Source organism: Prevotella melaninogenica, assembly GCF_013267595.1.
GTDB lineage: Bacteria > Bacteroidota > Bacteroidia > Bacteroidales > Bacteroidaceae > Prevotella > Prevotella melaninogenica_D.
Genome location: NZ_CP054011.1, coordinates 106278 through 127894, shown reverse-complemented (window position 1 = coordinate 127894; position 21617 = coordinate 106278). Strand labels below are relative to the sequence as shown.

18 protein-coding genes and 5 tRNA genes are annotated in these 21617 nt (G+C 41.7%); 1 reads left to right on the top strand and 22 read right to left on the bottom strand.

What is annotated here, in order from left to right:
* Window positions 1-6: 6 nt before the first annotated feature.
* The 22 genes from FIU21_RS05690 to rpsU form a co-directional block, all read right to left on the bottom strand.
* Window positions 7-723, bottom strand: a complete 717-nt coding sequence (locus FIU21_RS05690; protein ID WP_172891325.1) for a DUF8188 family protein — start codon at window positions 721-723, stop codon at window positions 7-9.
* On the bottom strand, window positions 713-1996 hold the full coding sequence (locus FIU21_RS05685; RefSeq protein WP_004361687.1) for a hypothetical protein: 1284 nt from the start codon (window positions 1994-1996) through the stop codon (window positions 713-715). Before FIU21_RS05685 ends, FIU21_RS05690 begins: the two co-directional genes overlap by 11 nt.
* A gap of 4 nt (window positions 1997-2000) precedes the next feature.
* Entirely contained in the window at window positions 2001-2906 is a 906-nt protein-coding gene (locus FIU21_RS05680; RefSeq protein WP_004361688.1) for a hypothetical protein, read from the bottom strand.
* A 16-nt stretch (window positions 2907-2922) separates the two neighbouring features.
* Entirely contained in the window at window positions 2923-4713 is a 1791-nt protein-coding gene (locus FIU21_RS05675; protein ID WP_172891324.1) for a type VI secretion system Vgr family protein, read from the bottom strand.
* A 179-nt stretch (window positions 4714-4892) separates the two neighbouring features.
* Window positions 4893-5291, bottom strand: a complete 399-nt coding sequence (gene tssD, locus FIU21_RS05670; RefSeq protein ID WP_004383461.1) for a type VI secretion system tube protein TssD — start codon at window positions 5289-5291, stop codon at window positions 4893-4895.
* Window positions 5292-5757: 466 nt separating this feature from the next.
* On the bottom strand, window positions 5758-10128 hold the full coding sequence (gene rpoC / locus FIU21_RS05665; RefSeq protein WP_004361435.1) for a DNA-directed RNA polymerase subunit beta': 4371 nt from the start codon (window positions 10126-10128) through the stop codon (window positions 5758-5760).
* A gap of 28 nt (window positions 10129-10156) precedes the next feature.
* Window positions 10157-13966, bottom strand: a complete 3810-nt coding sequence (gene rpoB / locus FIU21_RS05660) for a DNA-directed RNA polymerase subunit beta (RefSeq protein ID WP_004361436.1) — start codon at window positions 13964-13966, stop codon at window positions 10157-10159.
* A gap of 148 nt (window positions 13967-14114) precedes the next feature.
* Window positions 14115-14492 (bottom strand): 50S ribosomal protein L7/L12, encoded by a 378-nt coding sequence (gene rplL, locus FIU21_RS05655; protein ID WP_004361437.1) that lies wholly within the window; start codon window positions 14490-14492, stop codon window positions 14115-14117.
* A 64-nt stretch (window positions 14493-14556) separates the two neighbouring features.
* Complete coding sequence (gene rplJ, locus FIU21_RS05650; RefSeq protein WP_004361438.1) at window positions 14557-15075, bottom strand: 50S ribosomal protein L10; 519 nt, start codon at window positions 15073-15075, stop codon at window positions 14557-14559.
* An 18-nt stretch (window positions 15076-15093) separates the two neighbouring features.
* A complete protein-coding gene (rplA, locus tag FIU21_RS05645; protein ID WP_004361439.1) occupies window positions 15094-15786 on the bottom strand; it encodes a 50S ribosomal protein L1 in 693 nt (230 codons plus the stop codon).
* Between the two features lie 21 nt (window positions 15787-15807).
* A complete protein-coding gene (rplK, locus tag FIU21_RS05640) occupies window positions 15808-16248 on the bottom strand; it encodes a 50S ribosomal protein L11 (RefSeq protein WP_004361440.1) in 441 nt (146 codons plus the stop codon).
* 54 nt (window positions 16249-16302) lie between these two features.
* On the bottom strand, window positions 16303-16851 hold the full coding sequence (gene nusG, locus FIU21_RS05635) for a transcription termination/antitermination protein NusG (protein ID WP_004361441.1): 549 nt from the start codon (window positions 16849-16851) through the stop codon (window positions 16303-16305).
* Window positions 16852-16862: 11 nt separating this feature from the next.
* Window positions 16863-17054, bottom strand: a complete 192-nt coding sequence (secE, locus tag FIU21_RS05630) for a preprotein translocase subunit SecE (RefSeq protein ID WP_004361442.1) — start codon at window positions 17052-17054, stop codon at window positions 16863-16865.
* 17 nt (window positions 17055-17071) lie between these two features.
* Window positions 17072-17144 (bottom strand) — tRNA-Trp (locus tag FIU21_RS05625).
* 61 nt (window positions 17145-17205) lie between these two features.
* Window positions 17206-18402, bottom strand: coding sequence for an elongation factor Tu (tuf, locus tag FIU21_RS05620; protein ID WP_004361443.1), 1197 nt, complete (start codon window positions 18400-18402; stop codon window positions 17206-17208).
* 73 nt (window positions 18403-18475) lie between these two features.
* A tRNA-Thr gene (locus tag FIU21_RS05615) sits at window positions 18476-18547 on the bottom strand.
* 10 nt (window positions 18548-18557) lie between these two features.
* Window positions 18558-18630, bottom strand: a tRNA-Gly gene (locus FIU21_RS05610).
* 18 nt (window positions 18631-18648) lie between these two features.
* Window positions 18649-18730, bottom strand: a tRNA-Tyr gene (locus FIU21_RS05605).
* 29 nt (window positions 18731-18759) lie between these two features.
* Window positions 18760-18833, bottom strand: a tRNA-Thr gene (locus FIU21_RS05600).
* Between the two features lie 88 nt (window positions 18834-18921).
* Window positions 18922-19221 (bottom strand): ribosome hibernation-promoting factor, HPF/YfiA family, encoded by a 300-nt coding sequence (gene hpf, locus FIU21_RS05595; protein WP_013264738.1) that lies wholly within the window; start codon window positions 19219-19221, stop codon window positions 18922-18924.
* Between the two features lie 22 nt (window positions 19222-19243).
* Window positions 19244-20128, bottom strand: a complete 885-nt coding sequence (locus FIU21_RS05590) for a tyrosine recombinase XerC (protein WP_004361445.1) — start codon at window positions 20126-20128, stop codon at window positions 19244-19246.
* A 71-nt stretch (window positions 20129-20199) separates the two neighbouring features.
* Window positions 20200-20391, bottom strand: a complete 192-nt coding sequence (gene rpsU, locus FIU21_RS05585) for a 30S ribosomal protein S21 (RefSeq protein ID WP_004361446.1) — start codon at window positions 20389-20391, stop codon at window positions 20200-20202.
* 926 nt (window positions 20392-21317) lie between these two features.
* Between rpsU and FIU21_RS05580 the strand changes: the two genes are divergently transcribed.
* On the top strand, window positions 21318-21527 hold the full coding sequence (locus FIU21_RS05580) for a hypothetical protein (protein ID WP_004361447.1): 210 nt from the start codon (window positions 21318-21320) through the stop codon (window positions 21525-21527).
* Window positions 21528-21617 lie beyond the last annotated feature (90 nt).

The following is a 21617-nucleotide window of genomic DNA, read 5'->3' as shown; positions in this document are numbered from 1 at the left end:
TTTAGATTATTTTTCTTCAAACAATCTTTCAAACTCGTCTTCGGGTAAGAGATAACGCAAGTAATACTCTGCAAACTTATAGTTAACAGAGTCTGGCGTGTTGCGCATACGTTGGACAGCCTTAGGAGGGAGATAAAAATCTACAAAGTCTCCACCAGGTTGAAGACTGTCTCTCCAGAGCGCATGCTTGTTTCGCTCTTCTATATCATCACCTGAGATAATTCTATGTAGAAAGACTGGCATAGGCTTTTCTATCGTTCCATATGATTTATCCTTCCATTGTTTACGATTGACATAGACTGATAACACCATGTTTGGACGTATTAAGTCATTTTGAACACCAGCTGCATCATAATGACGATTATAAAGCCCAACAATTTCATCTATACCTACGATCCATATAATTTCAAAATATTTCTTATATTGTGAAATATAACACTTTTCAAAGCTTGCATATATCCTTTGTTTTTGCTTACCATCACCAGTCAAGACTTCTGTTCGATGAGTAAATCCACCAGATGAGAAATCAAATAGGTTAGTGGGTAGCACTATTTTTATACTATCCCACTGACTTACGTATGTCTTTGTATATGAGACAGCATCACGATTACCCTTAAAATGTTCAATGATAGGATTAATAAGATAAAATAAGAGGGGACCAAGCACTGAAATTCCAAATGCTTGTAATCCGTATCTTCCCCAATTTCCTTTGCTACTTCCCATCTGATACTATTTTGGAATTATTTTTATCAATAGTATTGATTCTTTTTATCTCTGAAACAATATCACGTGTCATTTTAAATTCTTCTTCTTTATATCCCTTGTCAATAAGCATATTAACCGCAGAACCACCAATACCCATTCCAAAGCCAATTAATCCTCCTATAAACTTTCCTTTGGCATATTTAGCCTCTTGAGTCGCCTGCTTTGCAACATTTCCCTTGTGGTTTGCCCTTTGGCGTTCACCTTTAGCTCGTCCTTTCATTTTATCACTCGACCTATTAGAAATCTTTTGCTCTCGTCTTGCTGCCTTGCCTTCTGCTTTTTGGTGCTTTTCGATAGCTTTAGCTTCGTTCTGTTTACTTTCTTTATATTTACCCCAATTCTCCTTAGCGTCATTATATGTTCCTTTTCCTCTTTTCTTTTCAATACCTTCTTCCTTTGCAATATCATAAGCTTCGTCCTCAATCTTTCCTTGGTAATCATATTTAAATTCTTTGTCTTTGTGTAGCATCTCATACTGATTTATATTCAGGTCATCATCAGCATATCCGTCAAAGCCATCTTTTAAAGTCGCAATCGCCGTTATAGCCATAGAAACAGGGTTAGCAGCACCTGTTGCACCACTTATCATACCTTGGTAAAATTGCCCCCACCATTCTTTATTTATTATCTCACTATTACGATCAGCTATCATACATGCAGCATGTTCAGCTAAACCATCATCAATGATGAGCGTAATGATTCCTCCCTGTGGACATGGAATAAAAGAACTTGATAATATGGCTTGTTCTCCTTCAATGATTGTACTTGGAAGTCCCATATCCCATGTAGCCTCTAATGATGCGTCACATAAATGTTTTAAATCATATCCCAACTTTAGTTTACTACCTATTAGAATCGCATCTGCAATATAGACAGATACCGTAAGTGCGGCTAATGATTCAGGTAATATAGCTGCTCCGATGCCAGCAACAATACCTGCTGCTAAACCTCCTGTTGCAACCGTTGCAGCTATAAGAGCAATAGCTCCTGCTACAATAAGAGCCCCTGCTATGATACCAAGAATCGAAGCCCTAACTCCTTCCCATTTCATCTGTGGCACTCTACATTCAAAACAATTGCTGATTTTGGTGTCTACAATACGTAGCACTGGCTTGTCTTCCTTTGTCAATGCTGTACAAATTCTTGAGGGTGTACCGATTCTCAATGGAGAAGGAAATGTCATATTGGTACAAACAACGTTTGTTCCCATTTTAATATATTGTTTGCTCATCTTGCTAAACTATTTTACGAATTTTACAGTGGATTGTTAAGCTCAGATTATTAACAATTTCTTCAATGATATAGCATTCCGCCTCCTGAACATATCTTTCCTTCTCATTTAATAACACATGAGAATTAAATTGTGCATCATATGAAGAGAAACTATATTGAATAGTAGGTTTAAAACGTTCGTCATACTCCTTCTTAATACGTTCAGAGAGTTTTACAGAATCTGAAACAGAACTCTTAAGTTCATAAATAACAGACTCTACGGATTCTTTCTGTATACAAGGCGTAAGTGTCATCGGAAACTTTACACCTTGAAATAGTTGTGATGGAAATTCTATATCTGTTGTTGCTGCGTAGTTAGGCTTACCAACGAGATAGCCATCAAATAACAGCAGGAATATCATTTTTCCATAGAACTCAGCCATTAGGAGTTTTTCGTCTACGATAACTTTTTCCATCGAGTCTATAAAAGCATTTACATTCTCTTTTGTATCAGCTGACCGAAGGAAACTGTAATTATCCAGCATGTTCTTCTTATACTCCTGCCATTTCTCAACAATCTCATTGTGATTGACAATACCTGCCATTTTACCAGTTGCCATATCAATATCAAAAACAGACTCGAATTTTAGTTTTTCTAAGTCTATAATCATCTCTAAAGGCTTCTGATAGCTTGGTGGATAAACAGAAACAAACTGCTCCAGTAGCTTACAATAAGCATTCATTGCTGGGCGTTTAAGATTCTCTGCCCACTCAAATTGATAATCTGACTTTGTTCTGATAGTACAAGCTGGTACACCATTTAGTTTTGTAATGATGGTTTGCTCACATCTATATTTAGTTGTTTTTAGGCGCATATTATCTTTTTCTGCGCACTGTTCATGTACCTCTTGCCAATATGTTTTTTTCATAAATGAAAACAAAATGTTAGTTAATCTTCACAGGGTCACCCTTCAAGGACAGTTTTGGTCCTTCAATATCGGTTTCACCGTTAATCTTATTGTTAGTTCCTGTTACAGTGTTGTTAGTTCCTGTTATAGAATTATTCTCAGCCTCCAAGATTATATTCTTACTACTGATTCGTACTTCGTCTCCTTTGATTGTAATTGTACTACCACCAACGGTCAATGTAATCTGCGTTTTACCAGAAAGGTCAATGTTTCCACTACTATCCATTGTGAGAACACTTGAACCACCTTTTCCCACAGATGTTGTAGCCTTAGAAGCTGCATTAAGGCTTTGATTTCCTCCACCATCAAAATTCATTTTTACACCGCCCTTGTCGTGTAATGTGACGCTACCTGCAGAATCATCAAGCTTGAGGGAACTACCGCTTCGTGTGGTGAGGCTCTTGCAGTTGTTGCCTTGACCACCGCCACCACCAGTAACTCCGTTAAACAGACTACCCATAACGTATGGTCTTGCAGGGTCACCATGACGGAAGCCGAGGAGGACTTGGTCGCCTACCTCTGGGATAAATACAAAGCCACGGTTGCTCTTTACGTCACTACTGCTACCACCATCTGGTGTCATCACACGTACCCAGCCTGTCTGCATACCATCCGTCTGCCAGTTCATACGCACACGCACACGGCCCTTACCCTGTGGGTCAGCATTACTAAGCACAGTTGCCATCTGTGTCTCAGCCAATGGCATACGCACCTTTGGACTTGGCAGTGCCTTTATCGTTGCAGGGATAGCCTTAAAGCGGTTTTTGTAGTAGCTGCCTTGGCTCACCTCATGTGTTATCTCGATAATGATAAAGTTACCCAAGCTCTCTTCTGATAGGTTCCCTACACGTTCCAAGAATGAGCTGTAGAGACTTATGACGGAACCTACACGCAGGGTTGGTACCTGACTCTCAGCTGTGATATAATGTGTCTCTGCCGTCTCTGCCGCCTGCTTACGCCCCATGTAGTTAACGAGTTCCGTCTCATTGCTGATACGTGGCAGCGCATGCTGTCTTGCAGGTTTTGAGAACATACCTAATGATGCACGGAAAGCCTCACCCGCAAGTTTGTCATGACCATATGCCAAGTCTGGCGTCATACGTTGCATTTCACGGTCAGCACCAGAGTGATAAGAGAACACCTGCTCAGAGCGTGCGAGGGTCTGCAAACCAATGTCAAGTGAAGACAGTGTTGTTCCATATTCTAATCTTATAGGGTCAGCCAATTTCCTTGGTTTACCAAAGATTAGTTTAGTTCCATCGAAATACATCCACTCTTGATACTGATGAGCAAGACGACGGATAAAGTCGAAATCCGACTCTTCATACTGGCAGATAAAGTCTTTGGTTTCCTTGAATGCAGGATTCAACTCTAATTGCACCTTAGCTTGTTCACACAGCTTTTTCACTACATCCCCAATGGTTCTATCATTCCATGAGAAGCAGCTGTGTGCCGTTTCCATTCTGTAAGTAGCAGAGTAGCCAGAAACGATGATACATCCAAAGTCACTTCCTTCTCTGTGTAATTGTACATTTGTCACCACACCAACGAAGATAGGAGTATTTGCAGCCTTTACGACGATGCTTTGTCCGAGCCACTCTTTACTACTGCTGATATTATGTACATATTTATTTCCCCCCGATTCGAGTTCAACAGACATTTGGAATCGGTGGTGTTTACCTATGTTTTGTTCGATTTGTAGAGAAATAAAAGAAGAAAGAGTCTTCTTTCCTACGCTGATAGTAATGGGGTTGAAAGGAATTGACATGGGTTGTTTGTTTTGAGATAAAATTAAGCTAATAGGCGTGTCGGGGTATAATATTCCCAGTCTTAGGAAACGGAATATAATTGCAATATAAAACTGATTTAAGTCCCCTTTGAGTATTGAAAGCGAAAAGGACTATGCAGAGCAAGGAAGCTCTGCATAGTCCTTTAAGTTTCCTAAGCTTATGTGCGAGGCCAACGGTTGTCGAGCTCAGCATTGCCCACGGTGATATTCTCAGCAGAGAAAGTCATAGCGATGGTCATCGGTGCCTCGTTGTTAACGTCGAGTGTCTCCTTGTAGTGAACGATGTAAGCATTCTTGAAAGAAATCTCCTTCATCTTAGCATCCTCTTCACTCTTCTTGTAAACGATCTTACCCTCAACAGGCTTGAACTGGCTGTTAAGCATAGCCTCGATAGTAGAAGTGTCATCAGTAGACTCGATGGTTACACTGATTCGACCGCCAGAGATGCTTGATGCAGGCTGACCCTTCTTGTCAGTTGTGCGGCTAAACTCGTAGTTAGAATAGAGTACGTCATACTCCTTACCACCCAATTCCAAAGTTGCTCTAAATGAACTCATAATTGATAATTTTTTAAGTTGTTAGAAAAAAAATGATAAACGAGGCACCCTTATCATCTCCTTAACCAGAAAACAAAAAAGAGAAAACCTCAACAACTTCTTGAAGTCCCCTCTGTACGGCTGATAAACAGTCTTGCTCTTGGAGAAAGAGGAAGATTAACAATCTGTTGTCTTATGGTGTCAAAAGTAGAAAGATATTTTTATAAAAGCAAAAGAAAAACATAAAATAACGCTATTTTAACATTTGGTAAGCTAAATCAAAATACTATTATAATTTTTAAGAATAAGAGAGTTAACTATGTTAGAATCTTCATCATTTAGAGATTTGGGATTAATGAATAAATTTGACCTTTACACCATCACCTTTCATCCTTATAATGAACTTAGACAGCCAAAGCAATATATAAAAAAGGGACTTGCAAAGTTATTGCAAATCCCTTTTAATCTTATGTATGAGAGGTTAGGATTACTCCTGTGTAGCCTCTGCCTCTTGCTTAGCGAAGTCAAGAACATTCTTCTTGTTAGCCTCCATACGCTCGTGTTCTTCTTGCGAACCAACAACGAGTTTCTGCCACTGACGAAGACCAGTACCGGCAGGAATGAGGTGACCACAGATAACATTCTCCTTCATACCCTCAAGGTTATCGCTTTTACCACGGAGAGCAGCCTCGTTGAGTACCTTAGTTGTCTCCTGGAAGGAAGCAGCACTCATGAAGCTCTTCGTACCGAGGGCAGCACGTGTGATACCCTGAAGAATCTGGGTAGCAGTTGCCTGAACGGCATCACGCACCTGAACAAGCTTGAGGTCACGACGCTTAAGGCTTGAGTTCTCATCACGTAACTTACGTACAGAGAGAATCTGACCCTTATAGCAGTTTTCTGAATCACCCGGATCGGTAACAACCTTCTTACCCCAGATACGATCATTCTCCTCAGCAAAGTCAAGTTTGTCAACAAGTTCTTGCTCGAGGAATGTAGTATCTCCTGGATCGTCGATACGTACCTTGCGCATCATCTGACGAACGATAATCTCAAAGTGCTTGTCATTAATCTTCACACCCTGCAAACGATATACGTCCTGAACCTCATTAACAATATACTCTTGAACAGCTGTTGGACCCATGATAGACAAGATATCAGCAGGTGTGATGATACCATCAGACAATGGAGTACCAGCACGAACAGCATCATGCTCTTGCACAAGAATCTGCTTAGACAGACTAACAAGATACTTGCGCTGCTCACCAGTCTTAGAAGTCACGATAATCTCACGGTTACCACGCTTCACCTTACCCATAGTAATCTCACCATCAATTTCAGATACGACAGCAGGGTTAGATGGGTTGCGAGCCTCAAAGAGTTCGGTAACACGTGGAAGACCACCAGTAATATCACCAGCACCACCGACAGAACGTGGAATCTTAACAAGTGTCATACCCGTCTTAATCTCAGCACCATCGAGAAGTACCTGTTCCAAGTGACCACCCACAGGGAGGTTATAAGTTCCGAGGATATCAGATGCAGCATAAAGACCATCAGCACCCTTATTAGCACCAACCTTGACAATATCAACAGTAGGGAGTTTTGTCTTATCACGAGAATCAATAATGATACGCTCTGTAAGACCTGTAGCATCATCGGTTTCTGCTTTATAAGTAACGCCCTCTATAACGTCATGTAGCCGAAGAACACCTGCATATTCACTAACAATAACAGCATTAAATGGGTCCCACTTACAAATCAGATCGCCCTTCTTAACAGTATCACCTGACTTGAAGTAAAGAGAGCTACCATATGGAACATTATCTGTAAGGAGTACAATACCAGTGTTAGGATCTACAAAGCGAATTTCAGCCAAACGGCTAACAACCATCTCACACTCCTTGTCATTCTCATCAACGAATGGTACGGTACGGAGTTCCTCAAACTCAATCTTTGCATCACTCTTAGCTGTAATAGTTGCATTAGCCGCAGCATTACCAGCCACACCACCAGCATGGAACGTACGAAGAGTAAGCTGTGTACCAGGCTCACCAATAGCTTGTGCAGCAATGACACCAACAGCCTCACCCATCTGTACCATACGTGCAGAAGCAAGGTTACGTCCGTAACACTTCTTACATACACCCTTCTTGCTCTCACAAGTGAGTACAGAACGGATTTCTACCATCTCAATTGGTGAATCTTCAATAGCCTGTGCCTTTGCCTCTGTAATCTCTTCACCTGCAGCAACGATAATATCACCAGTTGTAGGATTAATAACATCATGAACTGACACACGACCCAAGATACGCTCATAGAGGCTTGCAATTGTCTCATCACCATTCTTCAAGGCACGACACTCAAGACCACGGAGTGAACCACAATCCTCCTCATTGATGATAACATCATGAGAAACGTCAACAAGACGACGTGTCAAGTATCCTGCATCGGCAGTCTTCATAGCCGTATCAGCAAGACCCTTACGAGCACCGTGAGAAGCAATAAAGTACTCCAACACAGACATACCCTCCTTAAAGTTAGAGATAATTGGGTTCTCAATAATCTGAGCACCTTCAGCACCTGCCTTCTGTGGCTTAGCCATAAGACCACGCATACCAGCAAGCTGAGCAATCTGGTCAGCAGAACCACGGGCACCAGAGTCAAGCATCATATATACAGCATTAAATCCCTGATCAGCCTCTGTCATATGCTTCATAACAGCCTGCTTAAGGTTATTGTTTACGTGTGTCCACGCATCAATTACCTGATTGTAACGCTCCTTGTCAGTGATGAAACCCATTTCATAGTTAGCCTTCACCTGGTCTACCTCACTCTGACCCTTACCTACGATATCAGTTTTCTCAACAGGAACGATGATATCGTCGAGGTTAAAGGAAAGACCTGCTACATATGCCATACGGTAACCAAGGTTCTTGATACCATCAAGGAACTCACAAGCACGAGCCATACCAACTGCCTTAATAACGTCAGCGATAAGACCACGAAGTGATTTCTTAGAGATAATACCATTGAAGAATCCAATCTCAGTTGGGATAATCTGATTAACAATTACACGACCAACTGATGTCTCAACCATACGCTTCTGGAGTTTACCATCAACGAGGTCATCAACGATTACCTTTACTTGTGAGTGGAGGTCACACTTCTTCTCATTGTAAGCGATAATTGCTTCCTCTGAGCCGTAGAATGTAAGACCTTCTCCCTTAGCACCTGGACGAATCTTTGTAATATAGTAAAGACCAAGCACCATATCCTGTGAAGGAACGGTGATAGGTGCACCATTAGCTGGGTTAAGAATGTTATGGCTCTGAAGCATCAACACCTGTGTCTCCAACACAGCCTCATTACTCAATGGGAGGTGAACAGCCATCTGGTCACCATCGAAGTCAGCATTGAACGCTGTACATGCCAATGGATGCAACTGAATAGCCTTACCTTCAATAAGTTTAGGTTGGAATGCCTGAATACCAAGACGGTGAAGTGTCGGGGCACGGTTCAACATAACTGGGTGACCCTTCATTACATTCTCAAGGATATCCCAAATTACTGGCTCACGACGGTCTACAATCTTCTTAGCACTCTTTACAGTCTTCACAATACCGCGCTCTATGAGTTTACGAATAATGAATGGCTTGTAAAGCTCTGCTGCCATCAACTTAGGCAGACCACACTCACCCATCTTCAACTCTGGACCAACGACAATTACTGAACGCGCAGAATAGTCAACACGCTTACCGAGGAGGTTCTGACGGAAACGTCCCTGCTTACCCTTCAGAGAGTCAGAGAGTGACTTCAATGGACGATTGCTCTCACTCTTTACAGCAGAAGACTTACGGCTGTTATCAAAAAGTGAGTCAACAGCTTCCTGAAGCATACGCTTCTCATTACGCAGAATAACCTCAGGAGCCTTAATCTCCATCAAACGCTTCAAACGATTGTTACGGATGATAACGCGACGATAGAGGTCATTAAGGTCAGATGTTGCGAAACGTCCTCCATCCAATGGAACCAATGGACGAAGTTCTGGTGGAGTAACAGGGATAATCTTCATGATCATCCATTCTGGATTATTCACACCGATTGACTGACGGAAGCCCTCTACAACCTGCAGACGCTTCAAAGCTTCTGTCTTACGCTGCTGACTTGAGTCAGTTGTTGCACGGTCACGCAATTCACCTGCCAAACGATCAAGATCAATGCCTGTGAGGAGGTCATAAATAGCCTCTGCACCCATCTTAGCAATGAACTTGCTTGGATCAGAATCATCCAAACGCTCATTACCCTCTGGGAGTTTATTATCAAGGATATCGAGATACTCATCCTCTGAAAGAAGGTCGAACTTATGAGAACCATTCAAATCCTCTTCAGTATCGGCATTCTTCATACCCTCTACGACACCCGGCTGGATGACAACGTATTTCTCATAGTAAATAACAGCATCAAGCTTCTTAGTTGGCATACCAAGAAGGTAACCAATCTTGTTAGGAAGACTACGGAAATACCAGATATGAGCAACAGGGACAACCAATTCAATATGTCCAGCACGCTCACGACGTACTTTCTTCTCAGTTACCTCAACACCACAACGATCGCAGACAATACCCTTATAACGGATACGCTTGTACTTACCGCAGGCACACTCGTAATCCTTTGTTGGACCGAAGATACGCTCGCAGAACAAACCATCACGTTCTGGTTTATAGGTACGATAGTTGATAGTCTCTGGCTTGGTTACCTCACCAAAAGAGTTCTCAAGAATCTCCTCAGGTGAAGCCAGTCCGATAGTAATCTTGCTGAAATTACTCTTTACTTTATTATCTTTCTTAAAAGCCATGTTTTACTTCTATTATGGGGTGTACGTATTAATCAAGTTTGACACTGAGACCGAGACCACGAAGCTCGTGTAACAACACGTTCAGTGACTCTGGAATATCTGGAGTTGGCATTGGTTCACCCTTAACGATAGCCTCGTAAGCCTTTGAACGACCAACTACATCATCAGACTTGATTGTCAAGATTTCCTGGAGAACATGAGATGCACCGAAGGCCTCAATAGCCCAGACCTCCATCTCTCCGAAACGTTGACCACCAAACTGTGCCTTACCACCAAGTGGCTGCTGTGTAATCAATGAGTATGGACCGATACTACGAGCGTGCATCTTATCCTCAACCATGTGACCCAACTTCAAGAAGTAAGTGATGCCCACTGTAGCTGGCTGGTCGAACTTCTCACCAGTTTCACCATCATAGATATAGGTTGAACAGAGATTTGGCAGACCTGCCTTATCTGTCCACTCCTTCAAATCAGAGAGCTTAGCACCATCGAAGATAGGAGTAGCAAACTTAACACCCAACTTACGACCTGCAGCACCAAGGATAGCCTCGAAAATCTGACCAAGGTTCATACGTGAAGGCACACCCATTGGGTTCAATACCAAGTCTACAGGACTACCATCCTCAAGGAATGGCATATCTTCTGTACGTACAACCTTCGATACGATACCCTTGTTACCGTGACGACCTGCAAGCTTATCACCCACCTGAATCTTACGCTTCTTAGCAATGTAAACCTTAGCCATCTGAAGAACACCAGAAGGAAGTTCATCACCTATAGTGATAGCAAACTTCTTACGCTTCATCTCAGCATCCATCTGCTTGTACTTGCGGATGAAGTTCATAATCAACTTCTGAATAAGGAGGTTGGTATGCTCGTCATCAGTCCAGCCATTTGATTGGATTCCCTCATAATCGAGGTTCTTCAATGCAGCAACAGTGAACTTGCTTCCCTTAGTGATAATCTCAGCATCAGAGTAGTCCTTAACACCCTCTGAAACCTTATCCTCAGTCAGTTCGAGCAACTTATCAACCAAGAGGTCCTTCAAATCATTAATCTTTGCCTCTTGCTCCTCATCAATCTTAGCAAGAATATTCTTATCTTGACGCTTGCTCTCACGTGTCTTAATAGCACGGCTAAAGAGTTTCTTATCAATAACAACACCGCTCAATGATGGATTAGCCTTCAAAGAAGAATCCTTAACATCACCAGCCTTGTCACCAAAGATAGCACGGAGAAGTTTCTCTTCTGGAGAAGGATCGCTTTCACCCTTAGGAGAAATCTTACCAATCATGATATCACCTGGCTCAACACGAGCACCAATACGGATAATACCATTATCGTCAAGATCCTTAGTAGCTTCCTCGCTTACGTTAGGAATATCAGCAGTAAACTCCTCAACACCACGCTTAGTTTCGCGAACTTCGAGAGAATACTCATCAACATGAACAGAGGTCAATACATCCTCACGAACCATGCGCTCAGAAATAACAATAGCATCCTCATAGTTGTAACCCTTCCAAGGCATGTAAGCCACAACAAGGTTACGACCTAATGCCAACTCACCGTTCTCTGTTGCATAACCCTCTGTAAGGATATCACCCTTCTTCACACGCTGACCCTTATCACAAATTGGACGAAGGTCTACAACCATGTTCTGGTTAGTACGACGGAACTTAGGAATGCGATACTCTTTCAAAGCAGGCTCGAAGCTTACAAACTCCTCATCATCTGTACGATCGTAGAGAATACGGATTGTTGTAGCATCAACATACTCGATAACACCATCACCCTCTGCAGTAACCATAGTACGTGAGTCCTCACATACCTGCTTCTCAAGACCTGTACCAACAATAGGTGCATCATTATGAAGCAAAGGAACTGCCTGACGCATCATGTTACATCCCATCAACGCACGGTGACCGTCATCATGCTCCAAGAATGGAATCAAACCTGCTGACACAGATGCAATCTGCTGTGGAGATACGTCGATAAGAGCAACAGAGTCTGGAGTAACTACTGGATAATCAGCATCCTGACGACACTTAACAACATCACGGATAAATGTACCATCTGCATTCAATGGTGCATTACCCTGTCCGATAATCTGCTCTTCTTCCTCCTCTGCTGTCAAGAAGACTACATCCTTATTATCCATGTCCACCTTAGCATCCTTCACACGACGATATGGTGTAACGATAAAGCCAAGATCATTAATCTTAGCATACATACAGAGTGATGAAATCAATCCGATGTTAGGACCTTCAGGAGACTCAATAGGACAAAGACGACCATAATGGGTATAGTGAACGTCACGAACCTCGAAACCTGCACGCTCACGAGACAGACCACCAGGACCAAGAGCAGAAAGACGACGCTTATGAGTTACCTCTGCCAATGGGTTGGTCTGGTCCATAAACTGACTCAATGGATTAGTTCCAAAGAATGAGTTAATGACGCTTGATATAGTCTTTGCATTAATCAAATCCGTTGGCTGGAACACTTCGCTGTCACGAACGTTCATGCGCTCACGGATAGTACGATTCATACGTGCAAGACCGATAGAGAACTGGTTAGCCAACTGCTCTCCTACAGTACGAACACGACGATTTGACAAGTGGTCAATATCATCAACCGTAGCATTTGAATTGATAAGGCTGATAAGATACTTAATAATCTCAATGATATCGTCCTTTGTCAGTACACGTACATCCATATCCGTTTCCAAATTCAACTTTTTATTGATTCGGTAACGGCCAACCTCACCCAAGTCATAACGCTTGTCTGAGAAGAATAGGTTTTGGAACACCTCACGTGCACTTGCATCATCAGCAGCATCTGCATTACGCAACTGACGATAAATATAATTTACTGCCTCAATCTCTGAGTGGCTTGGATCTTTGGCAAGTGTGTTGAAGATGATAGAGTACTTACTTGCAGCATCCTCATCCTTATGTAGCAAGATTGAAGAAACTGAGCTATCGAGAATCTGATCAACATTTTCTTCTGTGATGATAGTCTCACGCTCAACAACAACCTCATTACGTTCTATAGATACAACCTCACCTGTATCCTCATCAACGAAGTCTTCAGTCCAAGACTTCATGACATTACCAGCAATCTTACGACCGATAGCTGCCTTCATATTCTTCTTATTCACCTTTACCTCTTCGCAAAGATCAAAAATCTGAAGAATATCACGGTCCGTCTCATAACCAATAGCACGAAGCATTGTGGTTACAGGCAACTTCTTCTTACGATCAATATAAGCATACATGACATTGTTAATGTCAGTAGCAAACTCTATCCATGAACCCTTGAATGGGATGATACGTGCACTATAAAGTACAGTACCATTAGCATGAACACCCTGACCAAAGAATACACCCGGAGAACGATGTAACTGAGAAACAACAACACGTTCAGCACCATTAATAACAAAAGTACCATTGCTGGTCATGTAAGGAATTGTTCCCAAGAATACATCTTGAATAAATGTACCGAAATCCTCATGATCTGGGTCAGTACAATACAGCTTCATCTTAGCCTTCAAAGGTACACTGTATGTCAAACCACGCTCCAAACATTCATCAATAGAATATCTTGGTGGGTCAACATAGTAATCCAGGAACTCAAGGACGAAATTATTACGCGTATCGGTGATAGGGAAGTTCTCTGCGAACACCTTATACAAACCGTCATTCTTGCGTTCCTCAGGCGGAGTATCCAGCTGTAGGAAGTCACGGAAAGACTTCAACTGCACATCGAGGAAATCCGGATATGGATACGGATTCTTAACGCTGGCGAAATTTACTCTGGGTTTATTTTCTAATGCCATAACTGAAATTAAATATTCGAATGTTTAAAGTCCAGCAGCGGACTAAAAAGGGAAAATCCCTATATATGTCAAAAGACACAAAAAGGTTAGGACTCACCTACTTGGTAAATCCTAACCGTATTTTTATTAATGTAAGGAAGAAGTAGAATTACTTCAACTCAACCTTAGCACCCTCAGCCTCAATAGCAGCCTTCAGGTTCTCAGCCTCAGCCTTAGCCATACCCTCCTTCAAAGTAGAAGGTGCACCGTCTACGAGGTCCTTAGCTTCCTTCAAACCGAGACCACAAGCCTCCTTAACAGCCTTAACAACCTTCAGCTTGTTAGCACCAGCGTCAACGAGAACTACGTCAAAATCTGACTTCTCCTCAGCTGCGCCACCTGCAGCAGCTGCAGCAGGACCAGCTACAGCAACAGCTGCAGCTGCAGGCTCAATACCATACTCGTCCTTGAGGACAGTTGCCAACTCATTTACTTCCTTAACAGTAAGATTTACTAACTCTTCTGCAATAGCTTTTACGTCTGCCATTTTATTCTAAATTTTTAATTTTTTGTTCTAAAAATAATATACCTTATTGACTTTATTAGATTTTTTACTCAGGACGCTCGCCTAAAGTCTTAAGCACACCATGGATGGTGCCAGCACCTGACTGGAGAGCAGAAACAACGTTCTTTGCTGGAGACTGGAGCAATGCCACAACGTCTGCAATAAGTTCGTTCTTGCTCTTGAGAGCTGCAAGTTCTTCGAGTTTGTCAGCACCAATAAACAGAGATTCCTCTGCGTAAGCTGCCTTAAGAGCAGGAATACCTTCCTTCTTATACTCCTTCAACAACTTTGCTGGTACATTAGCAGTCTGAGAAAACATAACTGCTGTATTACCTTTCAAAGAACCATACAGTGGTTCAAAATCTACATCTGAAGCTTCAAAAGCTTTGTGAAGAAGGTTATTCTTCACAACAACCATATTGATTTCGCTCTTGAAACACTTACGGCGAAGAGAACTTGTAGCCTCAGCATTCAATCCAGTTACATCAACCACATAGAAATGAGGATAGTTCTTTAACTTCTCACCGAGTTCAGCGATAATTGTATCTTTTACTTCTTTCTTCATTGTACAAAACTTTTAGAGTTATTCAGCTGATTTAGGATCAATCTTGACACCCTTACTCATTGTGCTAGAAATAAAGATACTCTTGATATATGTACCTTTAGCAGCAGCAGGCTTCAGCTTGATAACAGTAGAGATAAACTCCTTCGCGTTACCACAAATCTGCTCAGCAGTCATACTAACCTTACCGATTGAAGTATGGATAATACCAGCCTTATCAACCTTAAAGTCAATCTTACCCTGCTTAACGTCCTTTACTGCCTTAGCAACATCCATAGTCACAGTACCGCTCTTTGGGTTTGGCATCAAGCCACGAGGACCGAGTACACGACCCAAAGGACCTAACTTACCCATGCATGATGGCATAGTGATAATAACATCAATATCAGTCCATCCGCCCTTGATCTTTTCAACGTATTCGTCAAGACCAACATAATCAGCACCAGCTTCCTTAGCGGCAGCCTCCTGATCAGGTGTACAGAGACAAAGCACACGTGTAACCTTACCAGTACCATGTGGAAGTGACACAACGCCACGAACCATCTGGTTAGCTTTACGTGGGTCAACACCGAGACGTACATCAACATCTACAGAAGCGTCAAACTTAGTAGTGGTAATTTCTTTTACCAACTGTGCTGCTTCTGCCAATGAATATGCCTTCCCTGCTTCAACCTTCTCAGCTACTGATTTCTGATTTTTTGTCAGTTTACTCATTTTTACTTTTGAAGTTTAAAATTATTTACCAGGGAAGTCCCCTTTTACAGTGATACCCATACTACGAGCAGTACCAGCAATAAGCTTCATCGCACTCTCTACTGTGAAACAGTTGAGGTCTGGCATTTTGTCTTCTGCGATAGCTCTTACCTGCTCCCAAGTTACGGATGCAACCTTCTTGCGGTTTGGCTCTCCAGATCCACCTTTCACCTTAGCAGCTTCCATGAGCTGTACAGCTGCAGGAGGAGTCTTGATGATGAAGCTGAAAGACTTATCGTTGTAGTAGGTAATTACGACTGGAAGAACTTTACCAGCCTTGTCCTGGGTACGGGCGTTGAACTCCTTACAAAATCCCATGATATTAATACCCTTAGAACCCAATGCTGGGCCTACTGGAGGGGAAGGATTTGCAGCGCCACCTTTAATCTGTAATTTGATTAATCCAGCTACTTCTTTAGCCATTTCTTTTGTTAATATTAAAAATTAAACTATAGTAGAATAGTATCCGTAACAACACTATTCTTCTTTTGCGACTTGCATAAAACTTAGTTCCAATGGATTCTGACGACCAAAAATCATCACCATCACTTTCAGCTTATGCTTCTCGGCATTCACCTCTTCGATGATACCATGGAAACCACTAAAAGGACCATCAGTAACCTGAACAGTTTCACCAACCATATATGATACATTCTGAACCTCTTCAAGTTCAGTATCTTCCACATTACCCAACAGACGATTAATATCTGCTTGGCGTACAGGTGATGGTTCAGACATACCTCCGAGGAATCCTAAAACATTAGGCATAAAACGCAACGTAGAAGCTACGTCAGGTGTCATATTAGCCTGAACAAGCACATAACCAGGGAGACTTAATTTCTCCTTGACAACACGCTTTCCATCTTTACGCACAGTTGCGTGTTTTTCCATAGGTAATAAAACCTCAAAAACACGCTCAGCAAGTTTTTCGTTCAGACGTAATTGAGCATCGATATATTCTTTTACCTTTGCCTCTTTTCCGCTGACAGCACGAAGAACATACCATTTCTTTTCTGTATCTGCCATTTCCTAATGAATTATCTTGGATATACAAACTCCATAACGCGTTGGAACACAGAGTCCATTGCAAACACAACTAATGCAATGATAACGGAAGCAGAAATAACTACCATTGCACTATGTGTAAGTTGAGCGCGTGATGGCCATGTAGTTTTATGCGCAAGTTCGTCGTAGCAAGCCTTGCAATAATTAACTATCTTATTAAACATAAAATATTTTCTTTTTGCACGGGTTGAAGGGCTCGAACCCTCGACACCTGGTTTTGGAGACCAGTGCTCTACCAACTGAGCTAAACCCGTAGGTTAGTTCCCGATTCCCAAAAGAGTCGGGAACTAATATTTTGTAATCTTAAATTATCGATTACTTAACGTCCTCAAGAATCTCTGTGATCTGACCAGAACCTACTGTACGACCACCCTCGCGGATAGCGAAACGAAGACCCTCGTTCAGAGCAACCTTGTAGATCAATACTACCTCAATCTCAACGTTGTCACCTGGCATAACCATCTCAACGCCTTCTGGGAGGTGAATCTCACCTGTACAGTCCATTGTACGGAGGTAGAACTGTGGACGATACTTGTTACCGAATGGAGTATGACGACCACCCTCTTCCTTCTTCAATACATAGATAGATGCCTTGAAGTGATCGTGAGGAGTGATAGCACCTGGGTGCACAACAACCATACCACGCTTAACCTCAGCCTTATCGATACCACGGAGGAGAAGACCTACGTTGTCACCAGCCTGACCTGTTGGAAGGTTCTTACGGAACATCTCAACACCAGTGATAACAGACTTCTTGTCCTCACCGAGACCGAGCAACTGAACCTCATCACCTACCTTACAGATACCAGTCTCGATACGACCAGTAGCTACAGTACCACGACCTGTGATAGAGAATACGTCCTCAACAGGCATCAAGAATGGCTTGTCAATCTCACGCTCTGGCTCTTCAATCCAAGTATCAACAGTATCCATGAGCTCCATTACAGAGTCTACCCACTTCTCAACACCGTTCAAAGCACCGAGTGCAGAACCACGAATGATAGGAGTATCCTCCTCATAACCGTACTGCTCGAGGATCTCACGAACCTCCATCTCAACGAGGTCAAGCATCTCAGCATCGTCAACCATATCACACTTGTTCAAGAAGACAACCAAGCGTGGTACGTTTACCTGACGAGCGAGCAAAACGTGCTCACGAGTCTGAGGCATAGGACCATCAGTAGCAGCTACAACCAAGATAGCACCATCCATCTGAGCAGCACCAGTTACCATGTTCTTTACATAGTCGGCGTGACCTGGACAGTCTACGTGTGCGTAGTGACGGTTAGCTGTTTCGTACTCAATATGTGCAGAGTTAATGGTAATACCACGCTCTTTCTCCTCAGGAGCATTATCAATCTGATCGAAAGACTTAACATCTTCAGAACCGAAGCCCTTCTCGTGAAGAACCTTTGAGATTGCTGCAGTAAGAGTGGTCTTACCGTGGTCAACGTGACCGATAGTACCAATGTTTACATGCGGTTTGGTGCGCACGAATTCTTCTTTAGCCATAGCTTTTTCTTATTTAATATTAAATGAATAATCTGTGCTTTTAGTTACACTAAATTAACAACAATAATAGCAGAGCTGTAACTGAGAGTTGAACTCAGGACCTCTTCCTTACCAAGGAAGTGCTCTACCACTGAGCTATTACAGCAAAACCATAGAGCGGAAAACGGGGCTCAAACCCGCGACCCCCAGCTTGGAAGGCTAGTGCTCTATCAACTGAGCTATTTCCGCAAATTACATTTTCTGAAGTGGGTAGTGATGGATTCGAACCACCGAAGCAAGAAGCAGCAGATTTACAGTCTGCCCCATTTGGCCACTCTGGAAACTACCCGTCAGCAAATGTATCCCCCTTTCAAGGAGAGCCTCTTGTCGGATTCGAACCAACGACCCCGAGATTACAAATCACGTGCTCTGGCCAACTGAGCTAAAGAGGCATTACTTTGCAGCCGAAGGCTACTTGTCGTAAAACGGCTGCAAAGGTAAGACTTTTTATTTTAATCTCCAAAACATTTCAGAGATTTTTTAATGCTTTCTTTGTTTTTCCTTAAACTTGGTGAGCTGAACCTTCATCGCATCTAAGCACTGATCAATACCTTCTTCAAAAGTATCACAGGTTTTCTCCACAAATAAGGTATTACCAGGAACTACTACTGATAAACTTGTGGTTTTATTTAATGCTGTAGCAGGCTTCTCAACCTTCAATTGCACCTCTACTTTCTGAATGTCTTCGTAAGACTTTTCTAATTTTTCAGCCTTCTTGGTAATAAAGGCTTGTAACTTCTCGGTTGTGTCGAAATGAATCGACTGAATCTTAATTTCCATAGGTACCTCCATTTTTAAAAGGTTAAGCCCTTGGATGGGCATTTTTATAGACTTTCTTCAACTGCTCGAAAGTTGTATGAGTATAAATCTCTGTCGTTGACAGACTCTCATGACCGAGCAGTTTCTTTACACTTTCCAGTCCTGCTTCATGATTGAGCATTGCCGTGGCAAACGTATGGCGAAGAACGTGTGGCGAACGTTTTTTCAACGTTGATACCTTTGAAAGATTCTTCTTAACCAAAGTTCTTACCTGTGCAGTCGTCATCCTTTTGCCCTTTTCTGTTTGAAAGAAGGCTATGGAATCACCTTTTACTGTCGTGTTGCGTACTTCTTGGTACTGAGCAAACACATCAGCAAGTTCCTTACCAAAGGGAACAATTCGTTGCTTATTTCTCTTACCTGTTACCTTAACTTCACAAGTGACATTGTCAATATCTTTATCATCAAGACCAATCAATTCTGACAAACGAATACCCGTTACATAGAATGTTATAATTATGGTACGTTCAAGTACATCCTTATAACTATCTGTCCACATCTTAGAATCCAGCAGCCTTTCCATTTCCGACTCCTTTAAGAATTGAGGAAGAGGCTTTTGTTTTTTAGGACCTTGAAGGCCATGAACAGGGTCTTTTTCAATAAGTTTACGACGAAGTGCAAATTGATAGAAAGACCTCAGCGCACTGAGTCTTCTATTGACAGACGAAGCAGAATTACCTCTATCCATCATGTACTCCATCCAATTTCTGACAATATCAGAGTCTATAGACTCCCAAGAGAGCTGAGGTTCAAGTTCCTTGTAGAATCGTTCGAACTCCGTTAAGTCCTTACGATAGTTGATTACTGTCATCGGGGAATAATTCCTTTCAAACTTAATGTAATCTAAGAACTTTTCTACCATCGGCACATTGTCAAATCATTTATATGGCAACGAATTTACGAAAATTAATCCAAACCGCCAAATTTTTAAAGAAGATTTTACTCTTCTGCGTCGCGAAGCTGCTGTACGTAAACGGCACGTTCCATCTTCAGGCGCTTCTTAACAGATGGCTTGTCAAACTGCTGACGAGCACGGAGCTCCTTAACAACACCTGTCTTCTCAAACTTTCTCTTGAACTTCTTGAGCGCGCGCTCGATGTTCTCACCGTCCTTTACTGGTACAATAATCATGCTTTTTGTTTTAAATTATTTATTAATTAAACATATGTAAAAGGGCATGACACCACTTTTGCACCTGCAAAGTTACACTTTATTCTCCTAACTTCCAAACATTTGCGGATTTTTCCTACTTTCTTATAGATTAAAGAGGACACAAAAGCAAGATTATTAGGGGCTAAAGAGTACGCTGTTTAGGGGCTTTGAGTATATTTTTGGTTCTTCTGTTAAATGTGTGGATGCTTCCGTATAGCTTTTATGGAAGAGCCGAAGTTACTCTATTAAAATAAAAGATCTTAGGAAACAATACCATAATAAGAAGAACTATACATGTTGTGGTTTAATGACCTATTGGGGTTAATACTTCGAAGACCCACCGCATACGGTTTTGAAAAATCATTACACCTTCTCAAGTAAAACCTCTATAAATAATAGTAAAAGCGCGTATAAAAAGTAGGAGTACAACTCAAAGAAAACCAAACAGTTACAAAGTGAATCAAGAAAAGATGCCTAATTGGACTTCAAAAGGGCGTTACTAAGAGTCGTAAAGAGCACCTTTTGCAAGCCAATTAGGCATCTTTTAGAAGCCAAAAGAGCATGTATTGTTTTAGAGTGGAGTGAAAATAGTTTACAAACACTGATTAACAAGGAAATAACCTGTTTGTAAAAAACAAATAGAAATAGCATCTATTTTCATTTTCTGCATTTTATCTTGTAGTTTATTTCCCATTGTAAGACCATCTAATTGGATATAGTCATACCTTCAAGTGTATAAGTCTTTATTCTATTTACAATCTATTCATTTAATGCCTTAATTCCGCAGCATAAACTCTTGTGAGAACTCCAAGTGCCTGAGAAACAAAGTTCTCAAAACACTTGGATATGTCAGAAATTTCACCTATCTTGGTGCTGCAAACATAACAAGTAAGCAAAAATCTGACATGGCAAAGGTAGCAATTAAAAACATGAATATCACTTCTTTCGGTGGAATTTATCACATTATGGACGTTTTCTCAAAGTTGGGCTTTGAAAAATTTACCGAATCTGTATTGGGTAAACGTGGAAGTAGCGGCAAAGCATTCTGTTATGGAAGTATTGTTTGTGGTTTTTCATACTTCCCTATTGGTTTGGGTGGGGGATTTTATGCTTAGAAAAGAGCCAAGAAACACCGAAGCACCTCATATCAACATATAGAGCCCCAAAAAGACGTCTCAACATATAAAATTTTCTCACAAGAAAAA